The sequence below is a fragment of the Streptomyces sp. NPDC029169 genome, from assembly GCF_055563935.1.
The window spans coordinates 1-14,434 of record NZ_JBVHXA010000035.1; the positions used below are offsets into that span (position 1 = coordinate 1).

14 protein-coding genes are annotated in these 14,434 nt (G+C 72.8%); 3 read left to right on the top strand and 11 right to left on the bottom strand.

The genetic code is table 11. The features are described 5' to 3' along the window. Positions 1–116 precede the first annotated feature (116 nt). The 11 genes from ACZ4VI_RS34450 to ACZ4VI_RS34500 form a co-directional block, all read right to left on the bottom strand. Positions 117–734 (bottom strand): LysE family translocator, encoded by a 618-nt coding sequence (locus ACZ4VI_RS34450; RefSeq protein WP_468005814.1) that lies wholly within the window; start codon positions 732–734, stop codon positions 117–119. Then, a complete protein-coding gene (locus tag ACZ4VI_RS34455) occupies positions 728–1,576 on the bottom strand; it encodes a thioesterase II family protein (protein ID WP_468005816.1) in 849 nt (282 codons plus the stop codon). The genes ACZ4VI_RS34450 and ACZ4VI_RS34455 overlap by 7 nt, the downstream gene beginning before the upstream one ends. A 7-nt stretch (positions 1,577–1,583) precedes the next feature. After that, positions 1,584–1,835 carry an acyl carrier protein gene (locus tag ACZ4VI_RS34460; RefSeq protein WP_137992784.1) on the bottom strand — a complete coding sequence of 84 codons (252 nt, stop codon included), beginning with the start codon at positions 1,833–1,835 and terminating at the stop codon, positions 1,584–1,586. 56 nt (positions 1,836–1,891) lie between these two features. After that, positions 1,892–6,301 carry a non-ribosomal peptide synthetase gene (locus ACZ4VI_RS34465; protein ID WP_468005819.1) on the bottom strand — a complete coding sequence of 1,470 codons (4,410 nt, stop codon included), beginning with the start codon at positions 6,299–6,301 and terminating at the stop codon, positions 1,892–1,894. Between the two features lie 116 nt (positions 6,302–6,417). Then, positions 6,418–7,434, bottom strand: a complete 1,017-nt coding sequence (locus ACZ4VI_RS34470; RefSeq protein WP_468005821.1) for a transketolase family protein — start codon at positions 7,432–7,434, stop codon at positions 6,418–6,420. Continuing rightward, a complete protein-coding gene (locus ACZ4VI_RS34475; RefSeq protein ID WP_468005823.1) occupies positions 7,431–8,273 on the bottom strand; it encodes a transketolase in 843 nt (280 codons plus the stop codon). The genes ACZ4VI_RS34470 and ACZ4VI_RS34475 overlap by 4 nt, the downstream gene beginning before the upstream one ends. Continuing rightward, positions 8,270–9,505, bottom strand: coding sequence for a M20/M25/M40 family metallo-hydrolase (locus ACZ4VI_RS34480; RefSeq protein WP_468005825.1), 1,236 nt, complete (start codon positions 9,503–9,505; stop codon positions 8,270–8,272). Before ACZ4VI_RS34480 ends, ACZ4VI_RS34475 begins: the two co-directional genes overlap by 4 nt. Then, positions 9,502–10,374 (bottom strand): [LysW]-aminoadipate kinase, encoded by an 873-nt coding sequence (locus ACZ4VI_RS34485; RefSeq protein WP_468005827.1) that lies wholly within the window; start codon positions 10,372–10,374, stop codon positions 9,502–9,504. Before ACZ4VI_RS34485 ends, ACZ4VI_RS34480 begins: the two co-directional genes overlap by 4 nt. A 26-nt stretch (positions 10,375–10,400) precedes the next feature. After that, positions 10,401–11,438 (bottom strand): N-acetyl-gamma-glutamyl-phosphate reductase, encoded by a 1,038-nt coding sequence (argC, locus tag ACZ4VI_RS34490; RefSeq protein ID WP_468005828.1) that lies wholly within the window; start codon positions 11,436–11,438, stop codon positions 10,401–10,403. Beyond that, positions 11,426–12,313, bottom strand: a complete 888-nt coding sequence (gene lysX, locus ACZ4VI_RS34495) for a lysine biosynthesis protein LysX (protein WP_468005830.1) — start codon at positions 12,311–12,313, stop codon at positions 11,426–11,428. The genes argC and lysX overlap by 13 nt, the downstream gene beginning before the upstream one ends. Next, a complete protein-coding gene (locus ACZ4VI_RS34500; RefSeq protein ID WP_137992776.1) occupies positions 12,310–12,474 on the bottom strand; it encodes a lysine biosynthesis protein LysW in 165 nt (54 codons plus the stop codon). Before ACZ4VI_RS34500 ends, lysX begins: the two co-directional genes overlap by 4 nt. A gap of 373 nt (positions 12,475–12,847) precedes the next feature. On the opposite strand from ACZ4VI_RS34500, the gene ACZ4VI_RS34505 reads away from it, so the two are divergent. From ACZ4VI_RS34505 to ACZ4VI_RS34515, 3 genes are all read left to right on the top strand, one after another. Next, positions 12,848–13,585, top strand: coding sequence for a sulfotransferase-like domain-containing protein (locus tag ACZ4VI_RS34505; RefSeq protein ID WP_468005832.1), 738 nt, complete (start codon positions 12,848–12,850; stop codon positions 13,583–13,585). 17 nt (positions 13,586–13,602) lie between these two features. Beyond that, the gene (gene cysC, locus ACZ4VI_RS34510; protein ID WP_468005834.1) at positions 13,603–14,202 is read left to right on the top strand and encodes an adenylyl-sulfate kinase; all 600 of its coding nucleotides are present in this window, start codon (positions 13,603–13,605) and stop codon (positions 14,200–14,202) included. Next, positions 14,199–14,434, top strand: a 236-nt coding sequence (locus tag ACZ4VI_RS34515; RefSeq protein ID WP_468005836.1) for a phosphoadenosine phosphosulfate reductase domain-containing protein, incomplete at its 3' end; no start/stop codon positions are given. The genes cysC and ACZ4VI_RS34515, both read left to right, overlap by 4 nt.

Here is a 14,434-nt window from a genome sequence, read left to right on the forward strand (position 1 = left end):
CCCCCCCCCCCCCCCCCCCCCCCCCCCCCCCCCCCCCCCCCCCCCCCCCCCCCCCCCCCCCCCCCCCCCCCCCCCCCCCCCCCCCCCCCCCACCGCCGTCTCATGCGATGTGCGCTTCAGCCGCCCTGCAATGCGAGCCGGGCCGCGAAGCCGATCAGCAGCAACCCGGTGACCTGCTCGATCCGGCCACGCACCCGAGGCCGCCGCAGCAGGCCGCCCAGCCGGTCCACGGCCACCACATAGGTGCTGAACCAGGCCAGGTAGAGCGCCGCGAACACCGCGGAGAGCAGCAGCGCGCGCGGCAGAACCTGTCCCTGCGCCGGCAGGAACTGGGGCAGGAAGGTCACGAAGAAGAGCGCGACCTTCGGATTGAGCGCGTTCGACAGGAACCCGTGCCGCAGGAACCGCGCGTCAGCCGCCCCGCCCTCCGGCGCCGCCCCGCCCTCCGCGCCCGACAGAGTGCGGCGGGCACCGCGCAGGGTGGCGATGCCCATCCACACCAGGTACGTGATCCCCACCGCCTTCAGGACGGTGAAGGCCGTCGCGGAGGCGACCAGGACCGCCGAGATGCCCAGGGCGGCGGCGGTGACGTGCACACTGAGGCCGAGCACCCCGCCGACCATGGTCAGCAGCCCGGCGGCGCGCCCGCCGGCCAAGGCGTTACGGGTGATCAGCGCCTGGTCGGGGCCCGGGATCATGATCAGGACGAGTGACGCGGCGGCGAAGGTCAGCACGGCGACCCCTCCGTCGTGGCGCCACCCGTCGTGGCGCCACCCGTCGCGACGCCACCCGTCGCGACGCCGCCCGTCCCCGGGCTCGCCGAGGGCACCCGGGCCGCCCTGACCTCCGCGGCCAGCGCCCGCAGCACCTCGGCCGGGTGCTCGCGCAGGTAGAAGTGGCCGCCGGGGAAATGCCGTACGGTCACCTCGCCCGTCGTCAGCTCCCGCCAGGCCGCGAGCTGTTCCGGCGTGACCCGGTCCTCGCGACCGCCGAAGACCGTCACCGGCAGCTCCAGCGGGGCCGACTCCTGCCACACGTAGGTCTCCAGGAGCCGGTAGTCCCCGCGCAGCGCCGGCACCGTCAGCGCCCGCAGCTCGGGCGAGTCGAGCACCTCCTGCGGGATGCCGCCGTGGCGCCGCGAGACGGCGTCGAGCAGCTCCTCGTCCGGCAGGGTGTGCAACTCCGTCCGCTCACGCGGCAGATGCGGTGCCGGGAAGCCCGAGACCACCAGCCGGGCCGGCAGCGCGGGGGCGCCGAGGTCACGCAGCCGGCGCGTCACCTCGTACGCGATGAGCGCCCCGAGGCTGTGCCCCAGGAACACGAAAGGCCCCGGCCCGAGCGGGACCTGGGCGACGAACGCCTCGACCAGGGCGTCGAGGCTCGCGGGCAGCTCCTCGGCGGCGCGCGAACCGCGCCCCGGGAGCTGTACGCAGTGCAGACCGGCACCCGGTATGGTCCGGGCCCAGCGCAGATACTCCGCGGCCGAGCCGCCCCCGTGAGCGAAACAGTAGAGCTGGGGGGCGGAAGGCCGCGGCGCCCCGCTGACGAGCCAGCGGGGCGACGCGGTGTACTGCATGATCGGTTCAGACCTCCGAGGTGCGGGGCCCGGCCAGATACCTGGCCAGCGCGTCCGCCGAGTAGTTGTCGAGCACTTCCCTGGGCCGCACGTGCAGCCCCAGCTCCTCCCGGAGCCTGGCGCAGATCACCAGCGTCGTCGCCGAGTCCACCCCCAGATGGTCGAGCGGCGTCGCCGGGTCGATCTCGTGCGGTGCGACGTCCAGCGTCTCCGCGAGGAACTCCACGATCCAGGCGACGACCCGCTCCTGATCGGGCATGTCACCGCCTCGTTCTGCGGCCGGCGCCGGCTCCTGTCGTACGGTCGAGCCCACCGTCACTTCTCCTCTCCCAGCAGTTCGGACGGGCCGAGCAGCTGTCCGAGGTAGTCGTCGAGTGCCTCGACCGTCGTGTACTCCAGGACCGTGCCCACCGACACGGACACGCCGAACGCGGACTGGAGGTTGGCGACCAGACGGGCCGCCAGCAGCGAGTCGCCGCCCGCGTCGAGGAAGTCGTCCGCGAGGTCGACCTGGTTCAGACCCAGGACCTCCCGCCACATCTCGACCAGCTTGCGCTGCCGGTCGGTCCGCGGCGGGCGGGCCGGGCGGCCGCGTGCCGAGCCGCGGGCGCCCACCTTGGCCAGTGCCGCCCGGTCGACCTTGCCGGTCGCGCTCAGCGGCAGCTCCTCCAGGGCGAAGAGCTGGGCCGGCACCATGTGCTGGGGCAGTTGCTCCGCCGCGAACGCGCGCAGCGCCTCCGGGTGGAAACGGCGCCGGCTCCGCGGTGCGCGGGCCACGATCACGTCGAAGCCCACCGAGCCCGGTCCGCCCGAGACGGTCAGCACCTCGACGTCCGTGAACCCGGCCGCCGCCAGCTCCTCGTTCCACTGCTCCCGGCTCAGCAGGCAGTGCCCGTCGCGCAGCTCCGTGTCCTCGAAGCTGTCGAAGCCCTGCTGGAGCCCCATCACCAGGTCGAACCACGGATGGAAGGTGGTCTGCTCGACCAGCAGCAGCGTGCCGCCGGGAGCCATCGTGGCGCGCAGCGCCTTCAGGGTGCGGCGGATGCGCCGCATGTCGTGCAGCACGCTCGCGGCGACGACGAGATCCGCCGCCTGCTCCTCGAAGCCCTGTGCCTCCGGCGGCAGATCCAGGTCGAACAGCTCGCACCGCAGGAACGGGTAGGCCTCGAAGGCGGTCTGTGCCCGGTCGGTGAAGTAGCGGGAGACGTCGGTGAAGACGTACTCCGTGCGCTCCGCCGGCAGCAGCGGCAGCAGATGCCGGGTCAGCGACCCGTATCCCGCGCCGACCTCAAGCACGTTCAGGGCCCGCTCCCCGGGCCACCGGCCGACCAGGCGCCGCACCGCCTCGGTTGCCGTCACGTACGTCGGGCCGAACAGCCGCTCGTAGATGCCGGGAGTACGGTCGGAGGCGTACAGCTCCGCGGAGTGCACCGACTGGGTCAGCACGCCCGCGACGTCCCCCGCCAGCGCCAGCATCCACGCGGTGACGTCCTCGGGGATCTCCAGGACCTCGGCCAGCACCCGCCGGGCCCGCTCCGCGAGCTCCGGCGACAGCCCGGCGGGCAGTTCCCGGCCGACCTCCAGGCCCCCGCCACCGGCCGGCCGCAGATGGCCGGCCTGCTCCAGGTTGCGCACGGCCCGCACCAGCCAGCGCTCGTAGCGCGGGGCGATGCCCAGACCGCGCAGCGCCTCCGGGGCGAACGGCGCCCCGGCCGTGTGCGGCAGCCCGAGGGAGCGGAAGGCGACGGCGGTCGCGGTGACGGTGATCTCGTCGAGGACCGCCCAGGCCCGGGCGAGCTCCTCCGGGGACGGGCCCGCGGCCGGCAGCGCGGCGGCGCCGCACACTGCCTGCCACGCGTCCCGGCTCAGCTCCGGATCGGCCTGCTCGGTCACGAAGAGGGAGTCGTCCTCCCGCTTCGGCACGACGTACCCCAGCAGCCGGGCGGCGCCGCCGCGGTCCTCGCCGGACTTCACCACCACCGACGCGTCGACACCAGGGTGCCGGGTCAGCGTGGACTCGATCTCGCCGAGCTCCACCCGATGCCCGTTGATCTTCACCTGGCCGTCCCTGCGGCCCAGGAACTCGATCGTGCCGTCCGGCAGATAGCGGCCGAAGTCACCCGTGCGGTAAAGCCGTTCTCCGGTGCGGGGGTGGGTGACGAAGGCCGCGGCCGTGCGCTCCTCGTCGTCCCAGTAGCCGCGGGCCAGGCCCACACCGCCGATGTACAGCTCGCCGGCTGTCCACACCGGGCAGGGGTCGAACGCCGGGTCCAGGACGTGGAAGGACTGGTTGCGCATCGGCGTGCCGTACGGGATGCTCCGCGCGCCCGGCTCGACCTCGCCGACGGGGTGCTGGATCGACCAGATCGACGCCTCCGTGGCACCGCCCAGGCTGATGATCCGCACGTCCGGCCAGAGCGCGCGGATCCGGCCCGGCAGGTCCACCGGAATCCAGTCGCCGCTCAGCATCACCAGGCGCAGGGTCTCCGGTATGTCGGCGGCGCCCGCCTCCAGGTGCTCCACGAGCATCTGCATCTGGGCGGGTACCGAGTTCCACACGGTGACGCCGTGGCGGCCCATCACCTCGGCCCAATGGGCGGGTTCGGAACGCATGTCGGCGTCCGGCAGCACGAGCGCCGCGCCCGCGGCCAGGGTGCCGAACAGGTCGTAGACCGACAGGTCGAACCCCAGGTCGGCAAGGCCGAAGACCCGGTCGTCGGGCCCCACCCCGTACCGCTCGTTGACGTCGGTCACCGTGTTGAGCGCCGCGTGGTGCTCGATCATGACGCCCTTGGGGGTGCCGGTCGACCCGGAGGTATAGAGGACGTACGCCAGATCACCGGCCGCCGCCGGACCCGCCTCCGCCCGGCCCGTCGAGCCGGTCGTCGCGTTCGTCGTCACCCGGGGCAGACCCGCCGGCCACTCCAGGGTCCCGTCGAGCACGGCGTCGGTGACCACGGCGGCGGCACGCCCGTCGGACAGGATGCGGGCACGGCGCCCCGCCGGCAGCGCGGGGCCGACCGGCAGATAGGCGCTGCCGGCCATCAGCACCCCGTACGCTGCGGCGACCTGGTCCGCGCCCTTGGGCAGTGTGATGCCCACGAGACGGTCCCGGTGACCCTCGTCCGCGGTGTGCGCGCCGACCCGGGCGGCCACCTCGGCGGCCCGCGCGGCAAGCTCGCCGTACGTCATGGCGCCCGCGCTCGTCAGCACGGCGGCGCGGTCGGGGTGCTCGGCGGCACGCGCCAGGAACGGCTCGTGCAGCAGCCCCGCGGGCCGCGGCCCCTCGGTGCGGTTGGCGGCCGCACGGGCGGCGAGCTGCCCGGCCGGCAGGGTGACGGACAGCTCCTGCTCCCACAGGGCGTCGTCGACGGCGAGCCGCTCCACCAGCGAGGTGTAGACGGCGAACATGTCGTCGAGCATCCCCTCGGGGAACAGCTCCTCGACACAGTCCCAGGTCAGGTTGAGAGTGCCGGTGATGTCGACGACCTGGTGGTCGAACCAGATCTGCGGAGTCTGGCTGATCCGGTAGGTGATGTCACCGAAGTACCGCATGGCCTGCGACACGTCGGCGGCCGTGCCCAGCCCGCTGGTGAACACCACCGGCATCGTCTCGAAGCCGTTCTGCAGGCCGAGGCGGCGCCGCTCGCGCAGTGTCTCCAGGGCGCTGACGTGGCGGTGGCGCAGATCGCGCTGCAGCTGCAGCTGGGCGGACTCCACCCGGTCAGCGAGCGGCCGGCCGCCCGCGGCGTCCATCTCCAGGAGACAGATGGAGGTGAAGTCGCCCACCACCCGCCGCAGATGCGGGTGGACGGATTTGTGGCCCGAGCCGTTGTCGGTCAGGAGCAGCGGCAGCCGGTTGAACAGCGTCAGGTTGAGAGTGAAGCGGCGCGTGCCGCTCCAGGCCGCGAGCACCTCGGAGAACACGGTGGCCAGCACGGCCGTCGGCGTCAGACCGCGCTCTTCGCACCGCTCCTGCAGGCGCCGCCAGTCGGCCTCGGGCAGATGGAACTCACGGTGGCTGAACCGCGGCTTGTGCACGCTCACCGGCGGCTTCGCCAGCGGCAGGTCCGGCGGCGGGGCGAGCGTGGCGGCGCGGGACGTCCAGTACTCGTACGCCTTCTTGTGGCGCGGTGCCTGCGTGCCCTCCTCCAGGGCCAGGGCGTACTCGCGGAAGGTGACGTCGACCGGCGGCAGCTGGAGCTGCTCGTCCTGGCACAGCGCGCTCCACTCGCTGAAGAGGAGCGTGATGCTGGCCAGATCGACCATGAGCAGGTCGAGGCTGATGTGCAGGCGGTCGTGGTCGGGCAGCCGCGTCAGGCGGACGTCGAACAGAGGCCAGTCGGCGGCCGTGTAGACATGGTGCGACATCTCCTCGCGGATCTCGTCCAGGGTCTGCTCGCGCACCTCGGGGGAGACCTCGCGCAGATCCGTGCAGCGGATCTCGAAGGCCGGCACCGTGGCGAGGACGCGCTGCTGCCCGTCCTCGGCGACGACCGCGCGGAGCATGTCGTGGCGCTCGATCAGCCGGCGCCAGGCGCGGGTGAGGACCGCCGGGTCGAGACGGCGCCCCTCCAGTTCGAAGTAGGCGTGCGGGGCCACATTGCCCAGGACGAAGTTGGGGCCGCGGCCGACCCAGTACGCGTACTGGATCTCCGTCAGCGGGAACTCGCGGTAGCGGGCGTCCACGGCTTCTTCGCTCGTACAACAGGAAGGATCGGACACGGAGTTGTGCCTTTCCGGTAGCGGTGGTGTCCACCGTGGCCCGGTCGTGCCGGGCCACGGCATGGGGAATACGACGCGTGATGTGAGGGCCGGCGGGGTCGGCCGGAGCGGGCGGGTCAGGCCGTACGGGCGGCGACCGCGCCGCGGGCCCGCTCGGCGACGGCCGTGGCCGTGATGCCGTTGCGCTCCAGGAGATGGCGCTGCCCGCCGGAGCCGGCGGCGAACCGGTCGGCGACCGCCACCCGGCGCACCGGGCAGCCCGTGCCCAGCTCGGCCACCACCTCGGCGACCGCCGAGCCGAGCCCGCCCGACGCCCAGTGCTCCTCCACGGTGACGATCCCGCGGGTGGTCCGCGCGGCGGTGTGGAGCGCCTCGACATCCAGCGGCTTGACGGTGTGCATGTTGAGGACCGCGGCCGAGATCCCCTCGGCGGCCAGCGTGTCGGCGGCCTCCAGGGCAGCGAGCACCGGGTACGGGCCGGTCGCGACGATCGTCACGTCCTCGCCCTCGCGCAGCGGCTGTGCCCGCCCGATCCGCAGCGGCGGCAGCCCCGGGCCGAGATCGGCGGTCGCCCCGCGGCCCAGACGCAGGTACACGGGACCCGACAGGTCCACGCACGCCCGCACCAGCTCCTCGGTGGCGGCCGCGTCGGCGGGCACGAGGACCGTCATGTTCGGCAGCATCCGCATCACGGCCAGGTCCTCCAGGGCGTGATGGGTCGACCCGAGATGACCGGCGGACAGACCGCTGTGGGTGGCGGCGATGCGCACCGGCAGGTTGTTCAGCGCGATGTCCAGCTTCACGGCCTCGACCGCGCGGGACGCGGCGAACGTCGCCATGGTGTTGACGAACGGGATACGGCCGGACCGTGCCAGGCCCGCGGCCGCGCCCATCAGATTCTGCTCGGCGATGCCCAGGTTGACGTAACGGTCGGCGGCCGCGCCCCAGTCGACGGGGGAGAACAGGCCGGTGTCGCTGTCGAGGCAGACGATCCGTGGGTCGGCCGCGAGCAGGTCCACCAGCGTGTCCCGGTACACCTCGCGGCCGGGCCGCGGCTCCGGGGCGGAGGCGACGGCGGCCGCGGCCCGCTCGGGCGACGGGACGGCTGTCCGGTCGGCTACGGTCACGGTCATGTCGTGGGCTCCTCACGCGTGGCCTGGGCGCGCAGGACCGCGAGCGCCCTCTTGTGCTGCCGCCCGGCCATCCGGGCGTAGTGGCTGCGGGCCTGGCCCTCCACCTGCGGCAGGCCCTTGCCCTTGACGGTGCGTGCCAGGACCACCGTGGGGCGGCCTGGCACCCGCGGCGCGTCGCCGAGCGCGGCGTACAGCTGACGGGTGTCGTGCCCGTCGACCTGCAGCACGTTCCAGCCGAACGCGCGCCACCGGTCCGCGAGCGGCTCCAGGCCGGCCGTCTGCTCCGTGGACCCGGTGATCTGCAGCCCGTTGCGGTCCACGATCGCCACCAGCCGGTCGAGACGGTGCGTGGACGCGGCCATCGCCGCCTCCCACACCGAGCCCTCCTGGAGCTCGCCGTCCCCCAGGACGACGAAGCAGCGCCGGTCGCTGCCCGTCAGGCGGAAGTCGAGGGCGAAACCGACCCCGAGCGAGAGGCCGTGGCCGAGCGAACCGGTCGGCATCTCGACACCGGGCACGGCGGGGTTCGGGTGCGCGGTCAGCATGCTGTCCGGCATCCCGTACTCGGCCAGCAGCTCGCGCGGGAAGAAGCCCCGCTCGGCGAGGGCCGCGTACAGGCCGATCGCCCCGTGGCCCTTGCTGAGCACGAGCAGGTCGCGGTCGGGCGCGTCCGGCGCGTCGGGGGAGATGCGCAGCACCCGGTGGTAGAGGGTCACCAGGATCTCCACCAGGGACATGGAGCCGCCGAGATGCCCCCCTTCGGGGTTGGCGCACAGGTCCACGATCATCTCGCGGACCGTCTGGGCGTGCTGGCGCAGGGTCAGCTCTGTCACTGTCACGCGGATGCACCGTCCGTGGCGGAAGGGGAAGAGGCGGTGGAAGGAGAAGAGGTGGCGGAAGGCGAAGAGCCGGTCGCGGTCGAGGCCTCCGATGCGGCGTCGACCAGGGACAGCCGGCGCGCGGACGGCTCGGTGCGCGGCGCCAGCCGCTCTCCGAGGTCCACCAGCGCCCGGGTGAGCACGTCGACGCCGCGCAGGAAGTCGCTCAGCTGGACGTGCTCGTCGTCGGCGTGGTCGAGACGGCTGTCCCCCGGCCCGTACGTGGCCATCGGGACGTCCCACTTCTCGGCCAGGGTGTTCATGTCGGAGGTGCCGGTCTTCACCTTCAGCACCGGCTGCGCCTCCTGCGCCCGGATGGCCCCGGACAGCGCCCGTACCACCGGGTCGGAGCGACCCACCCGGACGGCAGCCACCGAGTTGACGACCTGGAGCCGTCCCCGCTCGGTGTCCAGGCGCTCGGCGAGCCGGGCCACCAGAGCCTCGGAGTCGTAGCCGATCGGGGTACGGACGCTGAACTCGGCCTCGGCCTCGGTGATGTCGCCCGAGACGGACACGAGCGTCGGGCCGGGCGTGTCGAAGCGTCCGTGGCCGACGTCCGGACCGAGCAGCTCAAGGAGCACCGGCCAGGCCTCGCAGACCAGCTCGGACGCCTTCGGCACCGGATTGCTCGGGTGGGTGGACGGGCACCGCACCTGGTAGCGCAGGTCGAGCTTCCCCTTGTAGCCGAGGACGACTGTCTCCCAGCCGCTCGGCTCCCCGATGATCAGCGCGTCGGGGCGCTCGTGGGTCTCCCTGATGTGCATCGCGCCACGAGAGAGCGGAGTCTCCTCCTCCACCGCGCCGACCACCACGATCCTGCCGCGGAACGCGCTCGCGTCGGCCGCCGCGCAGATCATCGTCGCGAGCGGCGTCTTCGCGTCCACCGCGCCGCGCCCGTACAGCCGGTTGTCCTCGATGCGCACCGGGATGTCGCCCGGCACCGTGTCCATGTGACCGAGCAGCATCACCGTCGGCCCACTGCCGCGGACGATCTCACCGACCGCGTTGCCCGCCGCGTCCACCCGAGCGGAGAAACCCATCTCCCTCATGGTGCGCACCAGGTGCGCGGCGAGCTTCTGCTCACCGTACGAGGGCGAGGGGATCTGCAGCATGCTGCGCAGCAGCCCGACGGCGTACGCCTCGGAGCGCGCGCCGGCCGGGCCCCCGTCGGAGCCCGTGTTCAGGTCGCTCATCGGCCTGCCCCCGCCCCGGCCGCGCCACCGCTGCCCGCGAGCGCGGCGGGCGCGTCATCCAGGACGACCCGCGTCGCCCGGCCCGCGAGCGCGGCGCGTACCGGCTCGGAGCACCGGCCGTCCGCGATCAGGACCCGGCCGACGCCGCCCTGCAGCGCCTCGCGGGCGGCGACGAGCTTGAGGCCCATCCCGCCGCCCGTGAATGGCGGCGGCCCCGCGGCGGGCACACGGCACACCGGGAGCACCGAGCTCTCGTCGGACGGGTCGGCTAGCACCCCGGGTGCGCCCGTGAGCAGCACCAGGACGTCCGCGCCGAGACCGGCCGCGACGGCGGCCGCGGCCCGGTCCGCATCGGTGTTCACCGGCCGGTTGTCCTCGGCCAGCGCCGGCGGTGACAACACCGGCACATGGCCGGCGGCGAGCAGAGAGATCACCAGCCCGGCGTTGACCTCGGTGATCCGGCCGCTGTGATCGTCGCGCACGATGATCCTGCGGCCGTCCACGACGGCACGCTGCCCCGTCTTGCGGCGGGCCCGCAGCAGCCCGCCGTCGAGCCCGGTCAGCCCGACCGGCGACACTCCGGCGTCCGCGAGCGCCTTCAGCAGCCGGGGCTTGGCGAGGCCGGCCAGCGCCAGATGCACGACCTCCAGGGTGGCGGCGTCGGTGTAGCGGGCCGAGACCCCGTCGGGCGCCGTCAGGCGGCGCCCGGGCACGCCCATCCGGGCGGCGAGGTCCTCGATGTCGGCCGAGCCTCCGTGGACCAGCACCACGGGACGGCGGTCACGGGTCAGGTGCGCGATGTCCTCGCACACCGCCCACGGGTCGACGGCGGCGTTGCCGCCGCACTTGACCACGATGGTCTCTTGCATTGTCGTCCCCTGCTTCGATCGGTCCGTCAGTTGGGGTGGAGGCCGAGGAACTCGAGACCGGTCTCCTCGGGGAAGCCGAAGCGCACGTTGAGGCACTGCACGGCGTTGCCGGCGCCGCCCTTGACGAGGTTGTCGAGCGCGCCGACCACCGAGGCCTCGCGGCCGTCGGCGTCCACCACGAAACCGACGTCGCAGAAGTTGGAGCCGGAGAGGATCTTCGGCTCGGGCAGCCGGTAGGCCCCCCGCTTGTGGGCGACGACCCGCACGAACGGCTCGCCCGTGTACGCCTTGCGGTACGCCTGGCGCAGATCGGTCTCCTTGACTCCGTCCGCAAGCCGCACACGGGCCAGCACCTGGACCCCTCGTACGGCCTCCACGCCGGTCGCCGTCATGCGCACCGGCAGGCCGGTGGCCTGGGCGATCTCCGCCTGATGACGGTGCCGGGTGGGCGCGAACAGCCGCATGGCGCCGCTGCGTTCGGCGTGCAGATTGGCCGGCCCCGCGGACACGCCCGAGCCGCTGGAGCCGGTACGGGCGTCCACCCGCACCGTGCCCTTGAGCAGCCCGGCCTCGGTCAGCGGACGCAGCGCGAGGATGCCGGCGGCGGCCATGCAGCCGGGCACCGAGATCCGGTCGCCGGTGCGCAGTTCGTCGCGGTGCCACTCGGGAAGGCCCGTGACGAAGGAGCCGATCAGCTCCGGCGCCGCGTGCGGCACGCCGTAGTACTCGGCGTACGCCTCCGGATCGCGCAGCCGGAAGTCCCCCGACAGGTCGATCACGGTCCCGGCGAGCCGCAGGTACTCGGCCATCCGGCCCATCGTCTTCATGTGCGGCATGGCCAGGAACAGGACGTCGTACGCACCGGCCCGCTCCCGCAGCGTGTCGTGCGGGACGAAGGTCAGATCGGTGCGCCCGCGCAGATTGGGGTGCGGGCCGTCCAGCCGGCGGCCGGCGAAGGAGTCCGAGGACGCCATCGCAAGATCCACCTCCGGATGGCCGATCAGCAGCCGCAGCAGCTCGCCGCCGATGTAGCCGGAAGCACCGGCAACCGCTACTCGAAGCATTCTCGTGCCCTCACAGTCAGGTGATCGACAATGTGTTCCGCCACCGGCTCGTCCGGACCGACGGCCCGCTGGAAACCGGAGAACTCCACGCCGTGGTTGACCTCCAGGACGAGCAGTCCGCGATCGGCGTCCTCGACGAGATCGACTCCGGCGATGTCCGCATGCACGCACTCCGCGGCCGTGACGGCGAGCTTCTCCAGCTCTGGCGTGAGTACGCACCGCTCCGTCACCGCGCCCCTGGCCACGTTCGTACGCCAGTGCTCACTGCGCCGGTACGTGGCGCCGATCGCCCGGCCGCCGACCACGATCACGCGGATGTCCCGGTCCGGCTTGGCGATCAGTTCCTGGAGGTAGACGATGTGCGACACCGGCGCCGGGAGCGCCGCGACGTACTCCAGGACCGTCTCGGCGGTCTCCCGGTCGGGCAGCCGGGACACCAGCCGCCCCCACGAGCCGGTCAGCGGCTTGACCACCGCGGGATAACCGAGCTCCTCCAGAGCGTCGAGCGCCGCCTCCGGCGTCAGCGCGAGAGCGGTGCGCGGCGTCGGCAGGCCCGCGTCGCGCAGCGCCACCGAGGTGCGGTACTTGTCCCCGCACACATCGATCGCACGGGCCGGATTGACGACGGTCGAGCCGGCCGCCTCCAGGAGCCGCGCCGCGTACAGGGCACGGGCTTGGCCGATCTCGCGGTTGAGCACGATCGGCCAGGGTGTGCCGGGCTTCTGGAGCGTCCGCCACAACGCCCGGCTGTCGACGAACTCGTAGGCGATACCCCGGCGTTCGAAGACCTCCAGGATGCGCTTCTCGTCGGCCCGCAGCCGGGACGCGACGATGGCGATCGGCGCGGAGGCGGCCGGGCGCGTGGCGTGACTCACTCGCCCCAGTCCTCCTCGACATCGGGAGCGAGTGCGACCTGCAGCGGCGCGACCGTGAGTACCTCGAGCTCGCTGGAGCAGTCGCGGCACTCGATGATTTCGCCCGCCTTCGGCGGCTCGGCGAGGGCGGTCTGGCTCTCGCACTCAGGACAGGTGACCATGGTGGGTTGTTCCTTTCCGAGATCGTGCAGTCCCCGCTTGCCGGGGCCGGATCTCCAATGGATCGCAGGACAGTAGAGCGGTCCGGCCCTTCTCTCTGCGTCCATCGCCGTGATGAGTACGGACGCCCAGTGGCGTTGATGGCCCGCTCCCCGGACAGCACGGCACGTCGACGCGCCTGAGCCCCCGATGGACGCCACGTCGACACTGTGTCCCTCTTTGCCCGGGCGGGCCGTCCGGCCTTTACAGCCCGGCTCGCGCCGTGCCTGACTGGCCCACCGAGCCGGCCCGGTCCGCCCGTGAGGATCCGCAGGACCCACGGCCGCCGTGCGCCCGCCGGCCGCCCAGCCCATGTGCCCGTGAGAGGGAAGACTTGTGAGCGACCTCGCATCCCGAGCGAATGTCCTGGCACTGTGGAGTGCCCCGCGCAGCCGATCGACCGCGTTCTTCCGCATGATGTGCGAGCGCGGTGACTTCGCCGTGCTGCACGAGCCCTTCTCCTACCTGGCCGAGTTCGGAAAGGTAGAAGTGGACGGCTCGTACGCGCAGTCCGAGGCCGAACTCCTCGCGGAGATGCGGAAGATGGGGGCCCGCGCTCCGCTGTTCTTCAAGGACACCACCGACGAGCGGTACGCCGGAGTCCTCGCCGACGAGCGCTTCCTCGCCGAGGACGCGGTGCACACCTTCATCATCCGGCACCCCGCCGAGACCATCGCCTCGTACCACGCGGTCAATCCGGGCGTGCGGCTCCACCAGATCGGATTCGAGGCGCAGTACGAGCTCTTCGAGCGGATCCGGCAGCTCACCGGCACCGCACCCGTCGTGATCGACGGCGACGACCTGGCCGCCGACCCGGCCCGCGTCGTCGAGGCCTACTCGAAGGCCGTCGGCATCCCGTACCGGGCAGACACGCTCTCCTGGCAGCCGGAGTCCCGGCCGGAATGGGCGCCCAGCGAGCGCTGGCACTCCGACGTGAGCGTGAGCAGCGGCTTCTCCGCGACGCCGCGCCGCACGGCCGGAGTCGACGTGCGCGAACACCCCGTGCTCTCCGGCTACCTCGACCACCACCTGCCGTTCTACGAGGGGCTGCGCGCCCACCGGCTGGCCGTCTGAGAACGGAGCGAAGGAAGATGACGATCATTCAGCAGACCGCGGCGCTGCGCGAGCCCGCGGAACACGAGGCGACCTGCACCTGCCGGCCCGGCACCACGGTGTGGCTCACCGGCCTGCCGAGCTCCGGCAAGACCACCATCGCCTACGAGCTCGCCGGCCGGCTGCGCGCAGAGGGCCGCCGGGTCGAGGTGCTCGACGGCGACGAGATCCGCGGCACCCTGTCGGCGGGCCTCGGCTTCAGCCGCGAGGACCGGCATACCAACGTGCAGCGGATCGGCCTGGTGGCCGAGGTCCTCGCGCGCAACGGCATCACCGTCCTGGTACCGGTGATCGCCCCGTACGCCGCCAGCCGTGAGGCCGTCCGCGCACGCCACCGGGCGTCCGGGACCCCGTACCTGGAGGTGCACGTGGCCACGCCGGTGGACGTGTGCTCGGTACGCGATGTGAAGGGGCTCTACGCCAGGCAGGCCGCGGGCGAGATCAGCGGTCTCACCGGCGTCGACGACCCGTACGAGGAGCCCGAGAAGCCCGATCTGCGGATCGAGTCCCAGAACCAGTCCGTCGCGCAGTCCGCTGCCGCGCTCCACACGCTCATCGTCGAAGGGAGGCCGGAATGACGCTCGTCATCACCGAACACCGCAGGACCGAATCGCCCTACGCCCTGACTCACCTCGATTCCCTCGAGTCGGAGGCTGTCCACATCTTCCGTGAGGTGGCGGGCGAGTTCGAGCGGCCGGTGATCCTCTTCTCCGGCGGCAAGGACTCCATCGTCATGCTGCACCTGGCGCTGAAGGCGTTCGCGCCCGCGCCGGTGCCGTTCACGCTGCTGCACGTCGACACCGGGCACAA

What these genes read in the sequence shown, in the direction of transcription:
- ACZ4VI_RS34455 (WP_468005816.1), bottom strand. Translation starts at nt 1,576, where the DNA reads ATGCAGTACACCGCGTCGCCCCGCTGGCTCGTCAGCGGGGCGCCGCGG.
- ACZ4VI_RS34460 (WP_137992784.1), bottom strand. Translation starts at nt 1,835, where the DNA reads ATGCCCGATCAGGAGCGGGTCGTCGCCTGGATCGTGGAGTTCCTCGCG.
- ACZ4VI_RS34470 (WP_468005821.1), bottom strand. Translation starts at nt 7,434, where the DNA reads ATGACCGTGACCGTAGCCGACCGGACAGCCGTCCCGTCGCCCGAGCGG.
- ACZ4VI_RS34480 (WP_468005825.1), bottom strand. Translation starts at nt 9,505, where the DNA reads ATGAGCGACCTGAACACGGGCTCCGACGGGGGCCCGGCCGGCGCGCGC.
- ACZ4VI_RS34485 (WP_468005827.1), bottom strand. Translation starts at nt 10,374, where the DNA reads ATGCAAGAGACCATCGTGGTCAAGTGCGGCGGCAACGCCGCCGTCGAC.
- argC (WP_468005828.1), bottom strand. Translation starts at nt 11,438, where the DNA reads ATGCTTCGAGTAGCGGTTGCCGGTGCTTCCGGCTACATCGGCGGCGAG.
- ACZ4VI_RS34500 (WP_137992776.1), bottom strand. Translation starts at nt 12,474, where the DNA reads ATGGTCACCTGTCCTGAGTGCGAGAGCCAGACCGCCCTCGCCGAGCCG.
- cysC (WP_468005834.1), top strand. Translation starts at nt 13,603, where the DNA reads ATGACGATCATTCAGCAGACCGCGGCGCTGCGCGAGCCCGCGGAACAC.